Annotated in this window: 14 protein-coding genes; 9 read left to right on the top strand and 5 right to left on the bottom strand. The window is 55.5% G+C overall.

Annotated elements, in window-relative coordinates; genetic code table 11:
- Window positions 1-140: 140 nt before the first annotated feature.
- From OLTU_RS04060 to OLTU_RS04050, 3 genes are all read left to right on the top strand, one after another.
- The gene (locus OLTU_RS04060) at window positions 141-1,067 is read left to right on the top strand and encodes a flagellin N-terminal helical domain-containing protein (protein ID WP_141731474.1); all 927 of its coding nucleotides are present in this window, start codon (window positions 141-143) and stop codon (window positions 1,065-1,067) included.
- 168 nt (window positions 1,068-1,235) lie between these two features.
- A complete protein-coding gene (gene rocF, locus OLTU_RS04055) occupies window positions 1,236-2,147 on the top strand; it encodes an arginase (protein ID WP_141731473.1) in 912 nt (303 codons plus the stop codon).
- Window positions 2,148-2,282: 135 nt separating this feature from the next.
- Complete coding sequence (locus tag OLTU_RS04050; RefSeq protein ID WP_141731472.1) at window positions 2,283-3,209, top strand: CE1 family esterase; 927 nt, start codon at window positions 2,283-2,285, stop codon at window positions 3,207-3,209.
- Window positions 3,210-3,246: 37 nt separating this feature from the next.
- Here OLTU_RS04050 and OLTU_RS04045 read toward each other — a convergent pair whose 3' ends face one another.
- Window positions 3,247-4,176 (bottom strand): CE1 family esterase, encoded by a 930-nt coding sequence (locus OLTU_RS04045; protein WP_141731471.1) that lies wholly within the window; start codon window positions 4,174-4,176, stop codon window positions 3,247-3,249.
- 205 nt (window positions 4,177-4,381) lie between these two features.
- Between OLTU_RS04045 and tgt the strand changes: the two genes are divergently transcribed.
- Window positions 4,382-5,476, top strand: coding sequence for a tRNA guanosine(34) transglycosylase Tgt (gene tgt, locus OLTU_RS04040; RefSeq protein ID WP_141731470.1), 1,095 nt, complete (start codon window positions 4,382-4,384; stop codon window positions 5,474-5,476).
- On the opposite strand, the gene pbpC is transcribed toward tgt, so the two are convergent.
- From pbpC to fliG, 4 genes are all read right to left on the bottom strand, one after another.
- Entirely contained in the window at window positions 5,452-7,551 is a 2,100-nt protein-coding gene (pbpC, locus tag OLTU_RS04035; protein WP_176736317.1) for a penicillin-binding protein 1C, read from the bottom strand. The two genes, tgt and pbpC, sit on opposite strands and share 25 nt — an antisense overlap.
- Window positions 7,552-7,561: 10 nt before the next feature.
- Entirely contained in the window at window positions 7,562-13,027 is a 5,466-nt protein-coding gene (locus OLTU_RS04030) for an alpha-2-macroglobulin family protein (protein ID WP_141731468.1), read from the bottom strand.
- A gap of 104 nt (window positions 13,028-13,131) precedes the next feature.
- Entirely contained in the window at window positions 13,132-14,469 is a 1,338-nt protein-coding gene (locus OLTU_RS04025) for a PilZ domain-containing protein (RefSeq protein ID WP_141731467.1), read from the bottom strand.
- A gap of 122 nt (window positions 14,470-14,591) precedes the next feature.
- Window positions 14,592-15,593 carry a flagellar motor switch protein FliG gene (gene fliG, locus OLTU_RS04020; protein ID WP_176736316.1) on the bottom strand — a complete coding sequence of 334 codons (1,002 nt, stop codon included), beginning with the start codon at window positions 15,591-15,593 and terminating at the stop codon, window positions 14,592-14,594.
- A 154-nt stretch (window positions 15,594-15,747) separates the two neighbouring features.
- Between fliG and OLTU_RS04015 the strand changes: the two genes are divergently transcribed.
- The 5 genes from OLTU_RS04015 to OLTU_RS03995 all read left to right on the top strand — a co-directional run bounded on the left by OLTU_RS04015 (window position 15,748) and on the right by OLTU_RS03995 (window position 21,481).
- Window positions 15,748-16,917 (top strand): competence/damage-inducible protein A, encoded by a 1,170-nt coding sequence (locus OLTU_RS04015; protein WP_141731465.1) that lies wholly within the window; start codon window positions 15,748-15,750, stop codon window positions 16,915-16,917.
- Window positions 16,914-17,996: a tetraacyldisaccharide 4'-kinase gene (gene lpxK / locus OLTU_RS04010; RefSeq protein WP_141731464.1), complete on the top strand. Its 1,083-nt coding sequence runs from the start codon at window positions 16,914-16,916 to the stop codon at window positions 17,994-17,996. The genes OLTU_RS04015 and lpxK overlap by 4 nt, the downstream gene beginning before the upstream one ends.
- Before the next feature lie 118 nt (window positions 17,997-18,114).
- Window positions 18,115-18,807, top strand: coding sequence for a response regulator (locus tag OLTU_RS04005; RefSeq protein WP_141731463.1), 693 nt, complete (start codon window positions 18,115-18,117; stop codon window positions 18,805-18,807).
- A complete protein-coding gene (locus OLTU_RS04000) occupies window positions 18,804-20,228 on the top strand; it encodes a sensor histidine kinase (protein ID WP_141731462.1) in 1,425 nt (474 codons plus the stop codon). Before OLTU_RS04005 ends, OLTU_RS04000 begins: the two co-directional genes overlap by 4 nt.
- A 305-nt stretch (window positions 20,229-20,533) precedes the next feature.
- Entirely contained in the window at window positions 20,534-21,481 is a 948-nt protein-coding gene (locus OLTU_RS03995) for a PstS family phosphate ABC transporter substrate-binding protein (RefSeq protein WP_141731461.1), read from the top strand.
- The last annotated feature ends 3 nt before the right edge of the window (window positions 21,482-21,484 follow it).

The raw sequence follows: 21,484 nt of genomic DNA, 5'->3' as shown, positions 1-21,484 counted from the left end.
TGACGCGAAATTCTTTCCTAATCATTCCATGCCCTTAAGCGAATACAGGGCACTTTCTACTAAACTGTTCAGGGTGCCTGTCGAAAGGAATGGTACAGAATCACACGATGTGATTTGCATCCATGACAGGAGGTCAGAATATGGGTTTACGCATTAGGACCAATATCGCTTCGATCAACGCTCAGCGTCGTCTGGAAACATCAACCAACAAGTTGACAGACTCTGCTTCGAAGTTGGCTTCGGGGAAAAGGATCAACAAGGCAGCGGATGATGCTGCTGGTTTGGCCATCTCCTCCAACTTGACGTCGGACATTCGTTCGATGAGCCAGGCTCGCCGTAACGCCATGGACGGTGTGTCTCTCGTCCAGACGGCTGAAGGCAGTTTGGAAGAAACCACCAACATGCTGACCCGTCTGCGGGAACTCGCCGTGCAAGCTGCGAGTGACACGGTAGGTCAGACCGAGCGCTCCTTCATCAACAAGGAATTCGTCGCTCTGAAAGACGAAATCGATCGGATTGCCAACGCAACGGAATTCAACGGCACCCGTTTGATCGTCGGTGGTGCGGACCTTCCTGAAGATATCGCCAACCAGGAAGGCACGTTCCCTATGGAAGTTCAGGTTGGTAAAGATTATTTTGCTGGCGAAGTCGACGGCATTGAAAATCGGAACCAAACCAACATCATCAAAATCGATCTTCAGAACATCAACGCCTTCACAGATGGCGAGGGTTCGCTGGGCATCGGTCGCGCAGAAGAAGGCACCAATACACTGACCAAGCAGGATGCTCAGATGAGTATCTCGAAACTGGACGACGCCATCGTGAAAGTGAGTGACTATCGCTCCTATCTCGGTTCGATCCAGAACCGCCTGGGCAGTACGATTGACAACCTTGCTGTGTCGATGGAGAACTTGTCTGCTGCCAACAGCCGGATCCAGGATACTGACTTTGCTGCTGAGACCGCGACCTACACGTCGAACAAGATTCTGCAGCAGGGTGGTTCTTCGATTTTGGCTCAAGCTAACCAGCTACCTCAGGTCGCTATGAGTCTGATGCAATCTCTCTAAGCCATGAAGCGATAGCTTGGAGTTATTGAAAGACTGAGAGACCCGGTTCTGGCTCCGTCATAAAAGCGGGAGGTTATCCTCCCGCCCGACGTAGACCAGACAAGTTGGTAGGATTGACCAAACGCAGGCTGTGCGCCATGATAGTGTTTTCACTGTTTGAGGCCACACATGCATCGTCCAAGAACGATAGAAATTATTGGAGTCCCCTCTGACCTCGGAGCCAACATCCGAGGAGCAAACATGGGACCAGCTTCTCTTCGCATCGCCAACCTGAAGACCAAGGTTGAGCAACAGGGTTACGGGGTTGTTGATCTGGGTGATCTGCATGTTCCGATTCGCGAGTCCCTCCCCCTGAAGATCCAGCAAGAGAAGTATCTGACGCCGATCAAGGAACTCTGTGAGAATCTGGCGACGATCACAGAAGGCATTATCGAACGGCAGCATCTCCCTCTGGTCATCGGCGGCGATCACTCGGTAGCCATCGGCAGTATCAGCGGCGTTTTACGGCACTTCGGCAAGAAGAATCAGCACGTGGGCCTGATCTGGTTTGATGCTCATGCTGATATCAACACTCCCGCCACATCCCCTTCCGGAAATATTCACGGCATGCCCATGGCAGTTTTGATAGGCCAGGGTCATAAGGAATTAACCTCGATCAGCACCACGAAATTACGACCACAAAACAGCGTTTTGATCGGTATCCGTAATATCGATGACGAGGAAAAGCGGATCCTTCGTGAAAGCGGCATTCGTTATTTCACCATGCGCGACATCGATGAAAAAGGCATGTTCACGGTCATGCGGGAAGCCATTGCCCATGCTTCGGATGGAACGGCCGGTATCCATGTATCCTTTGATATCGACGCCATCGATCCGCGCTACACCCCAGGGGTCAGCACGCCTGTCAGCGGCGGCCTTACCCTGCGTGAAGCGCATCTCGGTATGGAAATGCTGTCGGAAACCCAAAAGATCGTGTCGCTGGAATTCATGGAACTGAATCCCTTCATGGATGTCGGAGCCGCATCAGCCAACGTCACGGTTGATCTTCTGCTGTCGGCACTTGGGAAGTCTATTGTCTAATCACCAGCTTCTGTCTCCAGGTATTGCATGATACCTGGACATGAGTATCCCGCCCTCCATGTCCTCCCGTATTGATCCTTACGCAGAAAAGCCTATGATGTGTGGACAAGGTACACTTCATATAGGTGGGTTTGTATGCGAATATTTCCGATCGGACTTTTGTCTTTCCTGTTCCTATTCAGCAGCCCCATGGCTCTGGCGGCCTTTGTCTACCTCGGCAGCGACCGTCCGGCGGCTGTGAAGTTGCCGGCGCATTATAATGCCAACCAAAAGTATCCTCTGCTGGTCATATTGCATGGCTATGGCAGCACGGCCAGCGAAACAGGCTTTTATCTGGAAGTCGATGTGCATCCGATGGCGGCTCCTTATATCTATATCGCGCCCGAGGGGACCCTCGATGCGCAGGGCCGTCGGCATTGGAATGCGGCCCCGCCGCAGGAGCCCGGAGAGGTAAATGATTCCATTTATCTGCAGGAGCTGATCGCGCAAGCGAAGGCCACCTTCAGTGTGGATCCGGCCCGCATCTATGTGGTTGGGGTATCCAACGGCGGGTTCATGGCCTATCGCCTCGCCTGTGATACGGATGGACTTCTGGCCGGCATTGTTTCCATTGCGGGGGCGATGTTTTCTGATCAGAGTTACTGCCGCACCAAAACCCCAATCTCCGTGCTGCAGATCCATGGCACCCGGGATGAAATCGTGCCCTTTGAGAGCACCCGCCCCGAATCGCTCGGCGCTCTCGCTTCCGCCCAAACCTGGGCGCAAAAAAATGGCTGTCAGTCCTCCGCTGAAATGTTGAATGCACGCGATGTGATGCTGCAGCCTCTCATTCCCGGAATTGTTCTGGCCGACGGAGCCTATCAGGCGCCTCCTGGTCCGATCGTTGTGGATGATCTGGGAGCCCAGGAAACCGACGAGCTGTCCTGGAGTGCCTGTGCACAAGGAGTCAATGTTGGACTTTGGCGTGTGAATGGCGGCACTCACGTGCCGGACTATTCGGGGAAAAATTTGATCGGGCAGGCTTTGGAATTCCTGACGAAGGGGACGGCGACTTCACGTTAAACAGAGGGCTCCATGCGGAGCCCGCTTTCATTCCACCTTATTTCGCACCCAAAAACCGCAAGGTCTTGCCGACGAAATTTTCGCCGATGAACAGGGGCACATGATTGGAGCCGTTCACTTTCCACAGACCCACTTTCACTCCGTCCTGACAATCCTCATAAAGGTACTGATCCGTTTCCGGGAAGATGCCAAGAGTCAGGTAATCCGACCAGTCGCCAATGATGGTGGGCTTGCCTTCCGGTGTCAGGCCGGGTTCAATCTTGATGAGGACCATATTCAAACTTTTGGGATGCACGCTGCGGGTTTCGCATTGATTGCGCGCGGCCCAGCGTTCCACGGTTTGCATTGCGCCGGGATAGGCTTTGCCTGTCCCCTTGGTATCAAAGGGAACCGTGCTGTCCTCGGTGCCATGGATCTGCAGAACGGTCACCGGTGTGGTCGTCTTGCAGTCGGCGGGATTGGCAAACTCCGACCCGGCGACGGAGACGATCCCGGCAAAGATCCCGTTGGTATCACAGGCCAGACGATAGGCCATGAACCCGCCATTGGAATGGCCATAGATATAGACCCGCTCGGGATCCACCTGATATGTGTCCTTCACTTCCTGAACCAGATCCTGCAGGTAGCGTGAATCATCCACATCCTTGTTGTTCGTCGCGCAGCAGCTCTCCGTCGCATTCCAGACTCTTTGTCCATCATCGCGGATGGTGCCATCGGGCAGGAGCAGCAGATAATTGTGGAATATCTGACTGCGGCTCAAACCGAGATAAAGATCGGTGATTTTCGCATCGCTGCCCCGGCCATGCAAAAGCATGATGAGCGGGTAACTCTTCTTTTCACTATAACCGAATGGCAATTTCAGAACAGCCGGCCGGTCACCGCCTACGGTCACTTCCTTCGCCATCAGGGGTACGGTGAACGCCAGGATAAGACTGAGGCAGGCAAGTTTTCTGAATGGATTGAACATCTCTGCTCCCTTGTGTGGTGTGCTGCTTATCTTTTGTCGCGCCGATTAAACCGTGCCATTCTTGAAAAGTCAAATCGTGAGAATGAAACCGAAAAAACTGCGGAAATAATTCGTAAATATTTCCTGTTGCCGTCCCCGCCCGACCCCTGATATGCAAGTCTGCCTACGCTTTGGATTTTATAGGCCACAATTGCGGGGATAGCGCATGTTTGAAGTTCATCAGCAAGACGGAAAGGCCCGCCTGGGCTCCCTGCAGCTGGCACACGGGGTTGTGCAAACGCCCATTTTCATGCCGGTCGGCACTGTGGGTTCCGTCAAAACCATGGTTCCCGAGGACCTGAATAAACTCAATGCCGAGATCATTCTGGGCAACACCTACCATCTCTATCTGCGCCCCGGCATGGAAGTGATCCGTGAATTCGGTGGTCTGCATCGTTTTATTCGTTGGGACAAACCCATCCTCACCGACAGCGGCGGCTTTCAAATTTTCAGTTTGAACAACCAGCGCCGCATTGACGAAACCGGCGCGCATTTCCAAAGCCATATCGATGGTCGCAAAATTTCCCTGACGCCGGAACTCGCCGTGGAAATCCAGGAGACGCTCGGCGCCGATATTCACATGGTACTGGATGAATGCACGCCTTTCCCTGCGACCTATGAGCAGGCCCGCGAGTCGATGCAAAGATCCATGCGCTGGGCCAAACGCTCCCGGGATGCCCGCAACCGTCCGGAACTCTGGCAGTTCGGAATTGTTCAGGGCAGCATGTATGAGGATCTGCGGCGCGAATCCATTGAAAAGCTGACCGATATCGGCTTCGAAGGCTATTCGATCGGCGGTCTTTCCGTCGGCGAACCCAAGCCTGACATGCGCCGCATCGCTCAGTTCTGCTGTGAATATCTGCCGGAAAACAAGCCCCGCTATATGATGGGTGTGGGCACGCCGCTCGATATTATTGAATCGATCGCGGTGGGTGTTGATATGTTCGACTGTGTAATGCCGACCCGCAATGGACGGAACGGAACTCTCTTCACATCCAACGGCCGGGTCAACATCAAGAACTCCAAATTCCGTCTCTCCCAGGATCCTTTGGATCCCAATTGCAGCTGCTACACCTGTCAGACCTTTTCGCTGTCGTACCTGAGACACCTCTTCATGGCTCAGGAATACACGGCCTTGCGTCTGCTCAGCCTGCATAATCTGACTTATTACCTGAAGCTGATCCACGATATCCGTGGCGCCATCCGCGAAGGTCGCTTTCAGGAACTGCTCGCGCATCATCGCGGTCTTTGGGAAACCTGAACCGCCGAGCCGCCGCGAACTTCAAAGCTGATTCCATCCAGGCGCCGGCCCGCACGATCCTGAATCTCGAGCCTGTGTCTGCCATTGCCCAGGTCGCTGAGCCTGATGTGATCACGCGTCTGCACCTTTTGATCCAAAACCCAGCGCGCTCCGGCGGGGAGAGTCGCACTCGCTTCAAAAAACAGCACCTGCTGCGTTTCCGGAATATCCGGATCAAAGGCCACCAGCGTTCCATCCAAAGGATGCAGAATTTTCAAAGCCCAACGGCGATCCGCGAGTTTCTGCGCATCGGGAGCAGTTCCGGTGAGAAACCATTCCGTGCGCTTTTGTCCTTTGGCATCAATAAATGCAGCGCGACCCACACCTTGTGGAGGAGCGGGTTCCACACTCGGTGTTCCCGCATGCAAAGCATTCATCACATCCCTCCACACCGGAGCGGCTCCGCTGATGCCGGTCACACTCCACATGGGACTGCCATCCGCATTGCCCACCCAGACCACCACGGTGTAAAGCGACGAATAGCCCGCGCACCAGTTATCGCGCATGTCCTTGCTGGTGCCGGTTTTCACCGCCGACCAGAACGGAGTGGCCAAAGGATTTTCCAGACCAAAGGTCAACGAGCGCGCGCTGCGATCGGAAAGTATCTGACCGATGACAAAGGCAGCCTCCGGTCCGAGCCAGCGTTGAGCGGAAGGCGTGGGTTCATCGAGAAACAATTTCAAAGGGCGATACAGACCGCCCTGAGCAAGACTTACATAGGCTCCTGCCAGCTCCCAGGCTGAAATATCCGCAGCACCCAAAGCCAGCGAATGCCCGTAATTTTCCGTGTCGCCCAGGTTTTGAAAACCAAGGGTCCGCATTTTGGCAACAAAGGCCGGCACCCCGACCATATCGATCACGCGCACGGCAGGAATATTCAAGGAACTCGCCAGGGCCTCCCGCACGGTAACCCTGCCGTGATACTGCTCATCGTAATTGCGTGGCACATAAAGCCCGCTGCTCGTCGGCAAACTGATGGGAGTATCCTCCAGAAGGCTCGCCGCTGTGATCAGTTTTTGATCGATGGCATGGCCGTACAGAAGAGGCTTGAGACTGGAACCCGCCTGCCTTGCGCCGCGGGCCATATCCACAAATAAATTCTTCGTGGTCACCTCGGAGCTGCCCACATAGGCCAGAACCTCGGCGCTGGCGTTATCCACGACCAGCACCGCACCATCATGAACATTCTGCGTCTGAATCGCGGCTAGGTGGGATTGCAAGGATTGGCTCGCGACTTCCTGAATGTGACGATCCAAAGTGGATCGCACCGTCTGTTCCTGCGCCTGCACCAGCGCGGCCAGATGCGGGGCAAGTCGAACCGGCGAACCCAGCTGCGGCGCGCGATTCAAGGTGCGACGGGCCAGCCGTTCCAGTTGCTCGCAATCCGTTTTCAAGTCCACCGTGGAACGAAGCCGGCAGGCGCGCCTCGCAATGGACTCCACGGATGCCGTCGGCAGACCGAGAGCCGCAGTCAGGAGCAGGGATTCCTCAGCATTCAAACCATGCGCAGCCTTTTGCATCAAGGCCTGGGATGCTGCTTCGAGACCCTGCAATTCCCCGCGGAAACTCACCAGGTTCAAATACGCTTCCAGGATCTGCTCCTTGCTCCAGGTCTTTTCCAAAAGTCTGGCCGTGCGGATCTGTTGCAACTTTTGCCAGGGACGTCGAAACTTGCCCTTGGCTTTCAGAGTCGGATTCAACTGGGCAGCGAGCTGCATGGTCAGGCTGCTGCCGCCTCGTCTTTGACCGAGCATCGCCAGAAATCCACGACCATCAATGCCGTGATGCTGATAAAACCTTTGGTCCTCCACGCGAAGAATGGTCCGGATCAGCACCGGAGCGACCTGGTCAAGCTGCAGCCAATCGAGACGACGCCTCTGCGGATCGATTCTTGTGGTCAGCAGCAGGTGACCGTGACGATCCAGAATTTTCTGATCGGACATCTGCCAGGAATTTTTCACCGCGGCAAAATCCGGCATCGATCCGGGCAGCAGGACGTAAATCAGGGGCGCAAGCCCCATCATCACGCCGAGCACGAGTAAAATCCTAATCCACCTGGAAGGGGGCATTCGGCAACTCCGCATACTGATCCGGGGCATACAGGGCCTCCAAACGTGTGCTGGTCAACTGGAAAAGTCCGGGGTTGTTCACCTGCATCACATAGGAAACGGTATGTTTGCCCACCGGCATGAATTCAAAATAAGCGAAATAACCTTCATGCCGTCGTTCCACATAACTCGGGTTCAGAAAGTTGCTGGCGCTCTGTCCTGTCTCATCGCGCAGACTCGCGTTCAGGATGCGTGCTCCCGCCGGAATCGGATCGGCCAGTACCACCCAGGTTTGATCACTGCCAGCCTCAATCTGAAAGGTGACCTTGACCATATCACCACGTGACCACTTGCCCTTGGTCTTCTGCTCCACCGGCTGCATGGTTTTTTCCAGACGGTAACCGGCCTGGAAGGGCTGAGTCAAAGGCACAGCGGCGCGGGAAATCACCGTGGCCCACACATCACCCTGGCCTTCACGGCTCAGAGTCAGCGTCTCCGGCTTCTGCGGCCAGGCGAGATGCAAAGGTTCCTTTTCCTTGAGTCCCACCGTTTGCGTTTTCTCCTGCCAGGTCACGCTTGCTTTCGTGCCACTGCCTGCAGGCGGGTGTTGCTTCAGATAATTTTTAAGCGTCAGCGTTCCCCACGCATTGGCCACCGTGGTGGACCAGGCGCCTCGCTTCTGACGGCGCAGAAGCCCTTCCAGCATGCGGGCATGATCCGCAGTCCAAAGCTTTTGTTCCAGTCCCAGAAGCAGAAGTCGGGCCGCGTTGCCATCAGGACTGCTCAAAAGACTGCTGATCTGATTGTATTCCTCACCGGCCAGACCGTATTGCGTTCCGCTCAGGCGCAGGCGGGCCTGCAGCTGCGCAACGGCCTTGTTCTTCAGCTCATTCAATCCGGCATCACCCGGGGAGCGCGACAGCGCCTGCACCAGATCAATCAGAGTCGCATGCGGCAGGAGTTCCGGTTTCACATCCAGGTTTTTGATCAGGGCGGCCTGCCCGGCATCAAAACGGGTCAGAGCTTCCAGAGCCATGATTTTCCGATAGGCCAGCTGATCCCCCGGCATGCGATACTCATGATCTGTGATTTCGCCATCAATCGCCCGCTTGAGAGCATGACGCAGAGCCTCCTCCTTGCCCTTGGGCAAAGGCAGGCCCGCCTCATGGCTCACACTTAAAACATAGGCCGTCAGGGTCATCGAGCCGGACCGCAGCATCGGGAAATATTTCAAAAGACCATCACTGTCGAGATGGGAATCCAAATCCTTGACCACCTGCTCCCAGGCCTTGCGATCATCAAGACCGACCGCACGTGATACCCTCTGCTCGAAACAGGTGTAAGGATAATCCTGGAAGAAAAGCCTCGTGCCTTGCAGCACATCAAGGCCCGGCCCAGGGGAGAATCCAAGTTCAAGCCCGCCGCGTGCAGGATCCGCTTTTTCAGGCAGAGCCACGGGAATTTTCTGCGGCTCATTCAGCACCATCAGCGAAGCCTGCAGGACGCGCACCGGCACGGACGGTTTCACCTGCTGAACAAAGCGGAGGCTATCCTGTCCCCCCTGATCGGCTTTGGCATCAAAGGTATACTGCAGTTCGGAAACACCCCGCGGCACCTCCAGATCCCATGCAACGAGCTGTGAAGCTCCGGCTTTCAAGGCCACGCTCTTTTCGGACAAGGCCGCCTCACCCATGCGACCTGTGATTTTCACGTTTTGATCCGACGCACTGCGATTGCGAACCGTCACCAGGGCCTGCCAACGATCCCCTTCGCGCACCAGAGGCGGCAGCCCTGCAATCAGGCTGATATCCTGCTGGGTCTGAATCGAGGTGCTGCCCGTTCCAAACATATCCGTTCCCGCCTGGGCCACGGCCACAATGCGAAAGCTCGAAAGGTTATCCTTCAAGGGAATTTCCACCGTGGCGCGACCATCCTTCAAAGGCACCTGCGCACGCCAGAGTATAAGGGCATCAAAAACCTCGCGCGTGGGATTGCTGCCACCGCCACCGCCCTGCGGCAGGGCCTTCAATCCAAAGTGCCGTTTGCCGATCACCTGCATCGCACTGGTGGCATGCTCCAGGCCATAGGCGCGTTCGGACATCATCGCGGCGAGGAGATCCCAGCTCGCATTCCCCATCAGCTCCAGCAGAGCCTCATCCACCACCGCAACTGTTACGATCGCTCCGGCCGGCAAAGGCTGGGCATTCGGTGCCTTGACTTCAATCCGAGCCTCGGCTGTCTCCCGAATTTTGTAAACAGGCTTGTCCGCTTCGACTTTCACATCAAGAGTATGCTGACCCCAGCCCACTTTCAGTTCCGTGATGCCGAGTTTATGCGACGGCTTGCCCAGATCCACTTTCAGGAAGGGCTCCGTTCCTTTCACGCGACCGCGCACCGCCCAGGCGGACACAAAGACATTGGGTGCATAGGAACGCGGAATCGGAACCTGAAGGAAAGGCTGCTTGGAGTCGAGTGTCATTACCTTCGCATCGAGTATGCTGCCATCCCTTTCCGTGGCCATCAGCACCGTGGCCTCTGCAAAGGGCATTTTCACCTGAATGCGGGCCGTTTCGCCCGCTTCATAATGTCTTTTCTCGGGAATCAGATCGATGCGATCATGATCCTCACTCATGAACCAAAGACGTTCACCAGCCACCCAGATCGATCGATGACTCAAGGACAGGCGGCCTTCGCGATCCTTGGTTTCGGCCTGAAGAAGAAGAGTGCCACTCGTCGTGACAGGCTTCTGACAGTTCCAGAGACCTTTGTCATCACTGCGCGCTTCACAGAAGACGCCGAGGTCCGTGATCTCGGTTTTGTGTTCATAAATATAAGTCCCGCCGACACCGCGACGACGGTGGCTCAAGACCTCCTCCTTGAAGGCCCGGACCACTACAGTCTGCTGCGGAGCGACCTGACCCTTGGTATCGAGCGTGACTCCGGACAGATTCAGAGTCTCGCCCTTTTGCAGCCACGACGGACTCTTCATGCCGATCACCACGGACGCAGGCCAGATGCGATGTTCGATGGCCACCGTGCGCGCCTCACCACTGGCATCCGGAAATTCCATTTCCGTGACGACCCGCGTGGGTCGATCAATCCTGGGTGCCTCCCAGCTGACCGTGCCTGTGCCGGCCTTATCGAGGGTGACATCCTTGGTTTCCACCTTGCTGTCCTGAAGGCGATCCCGTCGCTCCGGATCCCGATCGATGGGACCGGTTTGAAAATCAAATTCATCATAGCCGGAGAAACGAGGCTGCCAGGCTCCCTGAAACGAACGCCGCAAACGCACCGGCAGATTGGAAGCCGGGCCACCGCTCAAATAACTGACATCAAAGTCATAGGCGATTTCCTTGGGCGCGATCAGGCTGCTTTCGCGAGCCTGCAGCCGTCCCTTCATGGTGGCCAGACGGAATTCGTCCACACGAAAGCGACCGCTCTCATGTTCACCGATCATGATCGTATACCAGCCAAGCGGCGCATCCGCGGGAATACGCCAGCCGCTCTCCGCACGCCCTTGTCCATCGCTCCAGGTCAGAGGCACATTGTATTGCTTTTCACTCCCGACATGCTGAAGGGTCATGGCATTTTTCAAATCCTTCGAACGCGGAAAGGCGAGTCCATCCTTCACCCGACGCCGGGCCACATGCAGCATGGAAACGGTTTCCCCGGTGCGAAAGAGCGTCCGATCGAGCACACTATGAATCTGCAGGTCATGGGATGGACTATCCCACGGCAGCTGAAAGCGCCAGCTTTCAATTCCATCATTCCAGTGGGTCAGGGTAAAACTGAAGTCCCCATCCTTGCTGGCGGTCACCATATAATCGCTCGATTCCCCATCATAATCATAGGAACCATGACAGCTCCCACGACTCGGAGGCAGGGCTTTCGGATGCAGAAATAAACCGGAGGCATCGGTCTTTCCATTCAGCAGCACCTTGCCCTTGCAGTCACTGATCGCAATCGCGGCTCCGCCCACCGGCTGCCCCTGATCAAAATTGGTCACCCAAACCAGAGTGCCCTGCCGGCCCTTTTTCACATGCACAGCGAGGTTGGTGACCAGCACCGCAGCGCGGGCATACATGGGCTGCTTCTTATCCAAAAGCGCCTCGCCCAGACGCTGGCTGCCCACTTCCATCACGTAAAATCCTGGGCCACCGAGCGGCACGCCAATCACCTCGAAAGCATCCGGTCCATTGGGTTTTTTCAGAGGAACATCCTTGAATTCCTTCGCGGCCATTCCCTTAAAAATTGAGGTCCCACGCTTGTTGTAATTGCCGGCACTTTGAATGGTCTTGTACCAGCGCAGCACGGCATCCGGTTGCGATACGGCCTTGTACAATTTTCCCTTGAGTTCACCTTCCACCTTGCGCATGTTGAGCGGCCAGATAGGATGGGCCGCTTCCAGCACACCGAAGTCACCAGGAAATTTCAGCAAAGGGCCATAGTCCCCCACGCGCACGATCATGGGAAATTCCTTGGCATTGGCCAGCTCACGTCCGCGCTCATCCTTCAGATCGGCCGGTAATTCGATGCGATAGCTGGCATGCGCGGGATGGGGACCGGGCAGGGTGAAATACGAGGCTTCCCGTTTGATTTCCACCTCCTGATTCCGGGCGTTGAAGACCCGAATGCGCGCCCTGTCCTTTTCCGCCACCACATCATTGAAGGAAAGGGAGAGATCATTCTGCGGCGCACAGGGTCCACCGGCCTTTTCCCTTTGGCAATGGAAGCTGGCGCGGAAGGGTGGCCGTGTTTTAAAGTGCACAGTTTGCGCCGCCTGCGTCGCCACTCCACCTGGGCTCGTGATGCCCTTGTCGATCACCAGCGTGATGTCGGTCTCACCCGGCAGGCGTTCCTTCGGTTTGATCAGCACATGAAATTTGGGATCGACCTTGAGTTCCTCAAGGATCCAGGGCCACTGTTCGGCCATATATTTTTCCGGTTCAGGAACCATTGTGATGCCGATGGTATCCGCCCGCTGCGGGACCTGGAAAAAAATCTTTCCGGCCAGGGACTCGGGCTTGATCGGCGCATCGAAGATGAGCAGCATCGGATCTTCTTCATTGACATAGGTGCTGTCTTCAGACGGCACACTGCGGATGAGAGCCGGACCTCCGGTATCAAAGGTAAAGACCTTTTGACCCGTGATCGCAGTACCCTGCAGATCCTTCTCCTGAGTCAGGGTAAAGGTGCAGCGGATGCCTCCCGGCAATTCCCCCACAAAGTCATGAACAAAGGTTCGGCTATCCAGCCAGCGTCCCTGACCACGTGCGGGACAGTCCACCTGAAACGGCGAAGGCGCGCGCCCGCTCCCGAAGTTCACCATATCACTGTCAAAACGAGCTTGAACCTGCGACGCTTTCTTGATCGAGCCCTGCGGGGTGAAGCTTGTCACAGCAGCTGCAAAAGCCAGTCCGGAAACCATCCAGCCGAAGATAAAGGAAGGCAGCGCATGGCGCATAAAAAAGAAACTCCTCTTTCAAACGGGTGGCCGATCTGTGACCATCCGTGATTGAGAAGTAACCCAGGACATGCGGAGCCGTAAAGAGACTTTATGCAGCTGCGTCAGGCGATGTTTCGGGCCAAGGGGTGTTTGCGATTGAGATAGGCATGCAGGCGCTTGTAAACCCGCTCCCATGTGTCATGATGCACGCCACGGGTGAGGTTGGATAAACCATATTTGATGCCAAGGCTGACAAAGGACCGATCGGCAGCAGCGGGGCTGCGGGTTTTGAGCGTTGCAAAACCCATGCGATGGAAAATATGCTCGGTCTGCTGGGTGCACTCAAAGACGAGAAAACTGAAATCAGCCTGGATGGACGCCCGCAGACACTGCTGCATAATCGGCACCAGGATCGAGGGCAGCGGGTAATCGGGATGATGGCGGAAATCCAAAATTTCGACCACGGGCTTGCGATAGAACTGGTGATTATAAACACCCGCTTCGTAAAAGGCGGAATTGTATCTCACATCCGGCACGAAATTGAGCTTCATTGTGGCGATCAAGGTATTCTGCCGATAGAACGACAGGACCCGCGCACTTTTCAATTCATGGTCGGCACGATACTGATACGGAGCCAGAAAGCTGCGCTTCAAACGATTGGTCTGGAGATCGGCTCCATCGCGGGGTGAGAATTGCACGCGCAGCAAAAAATCCAGATAAGGAACGGGAAAGCCGGCATCGAGGATCTGCTGAACATGCAGCTGCGGTCTTTGAATCATCGCCATCTTCGCCAGTCGCGCCAGAATCTTTTCGGAGTGCTGGGAAAAGTTCAGCATCAGAACATCGGTGGCCCACCAATCCTGATCGGGAACGGAGCGGTCCACAATAAGGTCCGCGACGAAGGACTGGGAGCCGGGAATCTGAAAACGCGCCTGCACCGGCTGACCTGGCAGGAGAAAGTGTCGATTTTCCAAAGGAGCGACCAGCACAAAGTCCGGATGAACCGCACGAATGCTGAAGTAATCATGTTCCGCGAAAAACATCGGGTTTTCAATCTCGACGAACCCACAGGTTTCCGCTCCCAGATTGATGGCCCGGCTCAGCTTCTGCTCAAGCTGCTCCTTCGTGTCCGTGCTTTCCTGGGGCACCGCCGCCACACCCACCCGCAGATACTGCGAGCCCTGGGAATTGAAGACGCTCTTGTTGCGAATTTCCACGGTGCTGGTAAAGAAACGGCGGGCGTCATAGTAGAGTTTCAACTGCACCACACGTCCGATCGGCAATTCAGAATCCACCTGAGGCTCACAGACAAAGGCCAGGCCCGTTTCCGAAAGGCTGATCACCTCCCCGCCGACGATGCGGGAGCCCTCCAAAATCAGGAAGGCTCGGATGTTTTCACCCAGATAGAGTTCCCGCCTCTGAGCACGCTTTTTCAGCAGCTGACGGTTTTGATGGGCCATGGCTTTCCTCGTTTTTACGCAATTTTCCGTAACGATTCAGCTTCGGCCCATCCCTTTATTTTCTTAAGAAACATCGCATTTTATAAAATAATATCAAGCCCTTAAACCGGGCCCTTTTTACCTTAGACGTAGGCCGCTTCACCACCCTGAGCGATGATGATCTTGCCCTCCTCTTCGAGTTTGCGGGCCACCTGAACGATCTCATACTGCACCGCCTCGACATCGGACAGCTTCACCGCGGCCATGGCTTCCATATCCTCTTTCAGCATCTTGGCCGCACGTTCCGACATATTCCGGAACACCAGTTCCGAGACCGCTTCCGAGGCCGTCTTGAGCGCCGTCATCCACTGTTCGGGTTTGACGTTTTTGATAATTTCCTGAATGCCACGATCGTCAATTTTCGCAAGGTCATCAAAGACGAACATGAGCTGACGAATCTGTTCGGCCAGATCCGGATCGCGTTCCTCGAGGTTGTCGAGGATCTGCTCTTCCGTGGCCTTGTCGATCAGGTTGAGCATCTCGGCAATGGGCTCCACGCCACCGATCTTCTGACTTGAAATCGAACCCATGGCCTGGATTTCATTCCGGAGCACATCATCAATTTCATCGATGATTTCCGGCGCCACGGCATCAAGGTTGGAGATCCGCAAAATGATTTCCGTATGCAGAGCTTCCGGCAGAAGCTTGAGCACCTCACCGCACTTCTGCGGGTCAAGGTGAGCCAGAATCAAGGCGATGGTTTGCGGGTGCTCGTTGCGGATAAAGTTGGTCAGCGTCCGTGGATCGATCAATTCCAGCGCGTCCAGATTCGCCGAGGAACCCAGGGCCAGCTGTTCGATCAGTTCATCCGCTTCGCCCCCTTTGAAGGCGCTGCCGATGACTTTCATGGTAAAGTCATTGCCGCCGTAGAAGAATTTTTTGTTCTGTTGCAGGATGCCGTAGAATTCCATCATCACTTCATCGATGATTTCCTGCTCCAGGCGCCCGAGGCGGCTCATGGCGCTACCGATGCGTTTGATTTCAAACTCGGTCATGTTTTTGAAGATCTCGGCGGAAATCTCTTCACCGAAAGAGAGAAGAAGAATCGCTGCTTTTTGCGCACCGCTATATTTATTGGTTGCCACCGTCGAACTCCTGCCCTGCGTGTAAAGCTTGACAGTTCTATTGTATGCCACAAAGGCGTCAAAAGGCAGAGCCTGTCAAGGCTTTGACACAGACCCGCTGCTCTTTTATGCTCACTTCGAACATTCGTTATCCCTTTTGGGGACGGAGCATAAAATGGAACCCTTACGCGCCAGTATTCTCACCGTCGGCACCGAAGTGAGCACCGGGCAAATTGTGAACAGCAATGCGGCCTGGATCGCGGATCAGCTCGTCAATCTCAAAATAAACCCTGTCTGGCATGTGACAGTTGCCGATGATGAGCGGGAAATCTTTGACGCTCTGAATCTGACCGCAGCCCGCTCCCGCCTCCTGTTTATTACAGGGGGGCTCGGTCCCACGGCGGATGACATCACGCGTCAGGTGGTCAGCCGCTGGTGGGGCGATGCCCTGGAATTTCGCCTCGACAGCTGGGAAAAAGTTACCCAGCGGTTTCAAATGCTCGGTATGACACCTCCGGATTCGAACAAGCAGCAGTGTTTTTTCCCAAGCCAGGCGCGTGTTATCGACAACCCGGCCGGCACTGCGGACGCCTTTTATCTGCAAAGGCAGGACCTGCAGGTCTGGGTCCTGCCTGGTCCGCCCGAGGAAATCAAAGCGATCTGGAAGAGCAGCCTCCAGCAGCAGCTGATGGAACTCGGTCGCGACAGCGATTCGTATCGACTTTTTCGCTGGCATCTCATCGGCAAAAGTGAATCCGCCGTCGGTGAAATCGTCGAGGCGGCGATTGCAGGCTCGACCCTGGTCTCCGGTTATCGCCCCCATGCGCCCTACATTGAGGTCAAAATCTGGTGTCGCGAAAGCGAACTATCAGCCAACCAATCCTGGCTCGACAAACTCACCGCCGCTCTCAGCCCCTGGCTGATCGGTCGCGATGATGAGGACTCGATCGATCACCTCCTGCAAAAATTCCGTGCGTTTTCCCGCATCATCATCAAGGACTGCGGTTCCTCGGGCGCCTTTGCCGATCGGCTGGGAAAGTCGTGGAAAAAGTTGGGCCCGTCCGATATCCGTCTCGAATGTCACAATCACTATCCCTGCACGCAGCCGGAAGCGAACGATGCGACCCGGCGCCCAGGTCCGGGCGAATTGTTTCTCGAGATTCAGCCTCTGCAGGAGGATGGAACCTGGACCATCATCTGGCGCTCGGAACAGGTGAATCGCCAGAAAACTTTGAAATTACCCTATCGCCGTGATCGCAGACGCTGGGATCGCGAACGTCATTTCGTGAGTGAAATGACAATAGCCGCCTGGAGCCAGGCTGCGGATCAGGAGCGGCTCGCGTGAACACACCAGACGTCGGACCAGGAGCGGCTCACGTGAACACACCGGACGGCGCATCAGGCGCCGCTCGCATAAGCATCCTTCTGGCCCCTCTCGGCTGGCTCTATGGTGCCGTGATGCATGGACGGCGTTGGCTCTACCAACGCGGCGTTTTGAAATCGTGGCAGCTGCCAGGCTTTGTGATTTCGGTTGGAAATCTGGAAGCGGGCGGCACAGGGAAAAGCCCGGTGGTGATGGCCCTCGCCTCGAATCTTCTCAAGTCCGGAGCACGGCCCGTGATCCTCACGCGCGGCTATCGCAGCGGCCTCGCACCCGACGATTCCGCTGTCCTGCTCGGCGCGCAGCTGCTTCTGCCGCCGGCCTCCGGTGTCCGCTTTCAGGCCGATGAGGCTACCATGCAGGCGCGCAAACTGGAAAATGTTCCTGTCATCATCGGTGCCCGGCGCTGGGAAGCGGCGCAGCGCTATCTGCAGCAGCATCCCGCTCCCACGCACTGGATTTTGGATGACGGTTTTCAGCATCTCAAACTGCGACGCCAGCTCGATATCGTTCTGCTCGATGCCGCCCGACCTTTACATAACGGGCGCTGTCTGCCGGCCGGACGTCTGCGGGAATTTCCCAGCACCCTGAAGCATGCGCAGCTCATCTTTCTCACGCGCGCCCGGTCCACGCCAACGCCCATCCTGGTACACAACATGACGGCACCCGTCATCCCGGTCGCCTTTGGCAACGCCGCTCCAGTGCAGATGGCAGGACCCGTAAGACCCTGGGCTCAGCAAAATTCCGTGACCCTCGCTCTGGGCATTGCCCATCCGGATCGCGTCATCGAACACTGCCGCCAGCAGAAGTATCCGATCACCGGCCAGCTTTTGACCGGCGATCATGAAGCCTTTCCACCGGAAAAACTCGAGGCTATCGCCCAACAAGCCGGTGCCATCCTCACAACTGAGAAGGATTTCTGGCGCCAGTCCGAGGCTCTGAGCGCACTCAACATTTCTGTTTATGTGCTGCCGCTGGAGTTGCTCTTTCCTGAGTCCTTCAGTTTATCCAAACTTCTCGAATCGTTTACCGTTTCTTTATAAACATTTTCCAATAATTCCCCCGCATTAAAATCCTTGCATCCACGCTTTGCTTTTCTGCAGATTTTGCCTTATACAGAGGTCGCAAGACACCATTGAGTGAAAGCCAGAAGGATGATCCATGAAGCACATTCTTGTCATCGAGGACGATCCGGATATTCGCGAACTGCTCGGTTACAATCTATCGCGTGAAGGTTTTGATGTGACCACCTGCTCCGATGGACAGGATGGATTGGACAAGGCTCTGAGCACCAAGGTGGACCTCATTGTTCTCGATCTCATGCTGCCCCGGCTCAGCGGCATCGAGGTCTGCAAAAAAATTCGTGAGGTCCCGGAAAAACGCAGCGTCCCGATCATCATGCTCACCGCCAAGGGTGAGGAGACCGACATCGTCTTCGGCCTTGGCGTCGGTGCCGATGATTATGTGATCAAGCCTTTCGGTGTGAAGGAACTGATCGCCCGCATCTATACGCGTCTACGCCCCCAAAAATCTTCGGACAGCGAACGCAGTCCCGGCGAGGTCATGCGCCAGGGGGAAGTGGAACTCGACAAGGCCCGCTTTCAGGTCAAGGTCAGCGGCGTGCATGTGCCCATGACACTCGCGGAATTCCGTCTCTTCGAAGCGCTGATCGCAAGGCCGGGCATCGTCCTCTCGCGTGATCGCCTGCTGGATGCTGTGACGGGTGGTGAAGGCGTGCTCATCGACCGCAATATCGATGTTCACGTGCGTTCCATCCGGAAAAAATTGGGCGAATCCCGTGACCTGATTCAAACCGTGCGGGGGCTGGGGTACAAGTTCAGGGAACTGACATGATGCGGTCCCGGTTTTTTTGGAAAAATTTTCTGTCCTATTGCCTCGTCATCGGCTTCACCACGTTTGTGGTGAGCTATCTCCTCGTGCTGAAAACCCAGTCCTTTATCGAGGAAAATGCCATCGAAGGGCTCCAGGAAAAGCTGGTTCTCTTCGAATCGTATTTTGCGGACGGCACGACCTGGCGCGATCCGGAAACGATTAAACTTCTGGTGACCATGGCCCAGGAGACCGAGACCCGCCTCACCGTTCTCAATGAAGCCGGCGACATTCTGCTGGAATCCGAGGTGGACGAGGTCAGGACCAATGAAATCCATCGCAATCGCCCCGAGGTCAAGGAAGCCGCTCGCAATGAGGTCGGCCTGGACAAACGTTACAGCGCCAGCAAATCGTCGCAGACCCTTTATACCGCGAAGAAAGTGCAGACAGCGACCGATACCCTCTTCATTCGTCTCGGCGTTCCCATTCGCAATCTCGAGGATCGCGTGGCCGATATTTTTTCCGCCATCGGCATCGGCGCGTCGATGGGCATGCTGCTTTCCCTTCTGGTGGCTCTGGTCATTGTCCGGCGCATCACGGATCCCGTCTCGGAAATGACCAAGGTCGCGGGTGCCATTAGCCTCGGCAATTACGCGGCCCGCATCCGGCGTCTGCCGAACAATGAACTCGGCACTCTCGGCGAAGCCATCAATCGTCTGGCGGCGGCTGTGCAGGCCAACATCAGCCGGCGTGAAAAGATGGAACAGATCCGCCGGGAATTTTCGAGCAACATCTCGCACGAATTGAAAACGCCTTTGACCTCGATCAAGGGTTATGTGGATACGCTGCTGGAAGGCGCGCTGGAAGACAAGGCTCACAACATGCGCTTTCTCCGCATTATCAACAACAACGCCGAACGCATGATCAGTCTCGTCAGCGATCTTCTGAGCCTGGCCACCATCGAGGCCAATGAAGGCGTCGTGGAACTGGAAACCGTCGACTGGCGTCCCATCGTGCAGGAAGCGATTGCCCGCCAGCAAATCAAGGCGAACAGCAAGGAAATCACCCTCGAAACCGTGATCGATGATCAGGAACCTTTGGTCAAAGGCAGTCGCAAGCCGATGTCGCACATCCTGGAAAACCTGCTGCAAAACGCCATCAACTATACGCCTGTGAAAGGCCATATTCAGATTCATTTACGCCGTGACAAAGGCTTTATTGAACTGTCCATCAAGGACAATGGCATCGGGATCGCCCGTCAGGACCAGCCTCGCATCTTTGAGCGCTTCTATCGTGTCGATACGGCGCGATCACGCAACGAAGGAGGCACGGGTCTGGGCCTCGCCATTGTGAAACATCTCGTCATACAAATTCAGGGCTTCATCACGGTCGACAGTGACATCGGTCGTGGCTCGACTTTCACCGTGAAATTACCTGCGATTTAGCGATTTTCCGCCGGGTCGCTGCCGAAGCTCCGAGCGGCTGCCGGGCTTCCGCTTCCATCGTTTGCTGGCCAGGACTTTGACCATTTTTCTCTTTAAGATTTCACTCTTTGTAGGTATAAAACCGCCAACCGCTAAACATCATCTGCCATGCTGCCACAGCTACAGATAAAGGGGGGAATTAAACTGACCGGATTGCCTTAGCCGACAATCGAGACAGTTTCTCTGTGCCTTTATCCAATCTTTACAGATCTCTTGTATGTAGACGCTGCAAGTCAGGATTGACCTGACCATTCCGGGAGTAAAGCATGAAAGTACGCAACCTCATGTTAAGTTTGGCTTTTATAGCCACAGGTTGTCACGGATTTGCTGCCACCAAAGGTGACAAGCATATGCGCGGTGAAGTCAAGCTGGATGGTTCCAGCACAGTCTTTCCGATCGCCGAGGCTGCCGCCGAGGAGTTTCAAAAACTCTATCCCCGGGTTCGCGTCACCGTTGGCCTTTCGGGCACCGGAGGCGGCATGAAAAAATTCGGCTCGGGTGACATTGATATCGCCACCGCCTCCCGCAAGATGAAACCGGCGGAAACCAAAAGAATTCAGGAAGCCAAAATTGAATACACTGAGCTGCCTCTGGCTTCTGATGGCATTTCTGTCGTGGTAAATCCATCCAACACCTGGGCCACCCAGCTGACCATGGCCCAGCTGAAACAAATCTGGCAGCCTGGCAGCAGCATAAAAACCTGGAAGGACATCAACCCAGCCTGGCCTCAGGAAAAGATCAAACTCTACGGCCCGGGTCCGGATTCCGGCACCTTTGATTTCTTCACCGAGCACGTTATGGGCACCGCCCGTCTCTCGCGCAGTGACTATGTCGCCAGCGAGGATGATAACGTTATGGTCACCGGCGTGAGCAAGGACAGGTTTGCGATGGCCTACCTCGGCTATGCCTATTACGAGGAAAACAAAAAGTTGATGAACGTCGTGGCTCTGGCCAAGGACAAGGACGCCGTGATTCCGAGTCCCAAAACCATCGAAGACGGCACCTATCCTCTGGCCCGGCCGCTGGTGGTTTACGTGAACAACAAGTCGGCTCAGCAAAAACCGGAAGTGAAGCTCTTCGTGACCTTCCTTATGCAGAACGTAGGAGCTCTGGCTAAGGAAGTGGGTTATATTCCGCTGAAAGATGCTGTTTACACCGAGACCCTCAGGAAATTTGAAGCAGCCACGGGTGGCCCGACGCAGCAGTCGCATTAATCG

Origin of the sequence: Oligoflexus tunisiensis (assembly GCF_001748245.1) — a bacterium.
Taxonomy (GTDB): Bacteria; Bdellovibrionota_B; Oligoflexia; order Oligoflexales; family Oligoflexaceae; genus Oligoflexus; species Oligoflexus tunisiensis.
Note: the sequence above shows the minus strand (reverse complement) of the source record. Positions and strands in the feature narration are given on the sequence as shown.

Coding starts and splice junctions, on each gene's coding strand:
- OLTU_RS04060 (WP_141731474.1), top strand. CDS start 141: ATGGGTTTACGCATTAGGACCAATATCGCTTCGATCAACGCTCAGCGT.
- rocF (WP_141731473.1), top strand. CDS start 1,236: ATGCATCGTCCAAGAACGATAGAAATTATTGGAGTCCCCTCTGACCTC.
- OLTU_RS04050 (WP_141731472.1), top strand. CDS start 2,283: ATGCGAATATTTCCGATCGGACTTTTGTCTTTCCTGTTCCTATTCAGC.
- OLTU_RS04045 (WP_141731471.1), bottom strand. CDS start 4,176: ATGTTCAATCCATTCAGAAAACTTGCCTGCCTCAGTCTTATCCTGGCG.
- tgt (WP_141731470.1), top strand. CDS start 4,382: ATGTTTGAAGTTCATCAGCAAGACGGAAAGGCCCGCCTGGGCTCCCTG.
- OLTU_RS04030 (WP_141731468.1), bottom strand. CDS start 13,027: ATGCGCCATGCGCTGCCTTCCTTTATCTTCGGCTGGATGGTTTCCGGA.
- OLTU_RS04025 (WP_141731467.1), bottom strand. CDS start 14,469: ATGGCCCATCAAAACCGTCAGCTGCTGAAAAAGCGTGCTCAGAGGCGG.
- OLTU_RS04015 (WP_141731465.1), top strand. CDS start 15,748: ATGGAACCCTTACGCGCCAGTATTCTCACCGTCGGCACCGAAGTGAGC.
- OLTU_RS04005 (WP_141731463.1), top strand. CDS start 18,115: ATGAAGCACATTCTTGTCATCGAGGACGATCCGGATATTCGCGAACTG.
- OLTU_RS04000 (WP_141731462.1), top strand. CDS start 18,804: ATGATGCGGTCCCGGTTTTTTTGGAAAAATTTTCTGTCCTATTGCCTC.
- OLTU_RS03995 (WP_141731461.1), top strand. CDS start 20,534: ATGAAAGTACGCAACCTCATGTTAAGTTTGGCTTTTATAGCCACAGGT.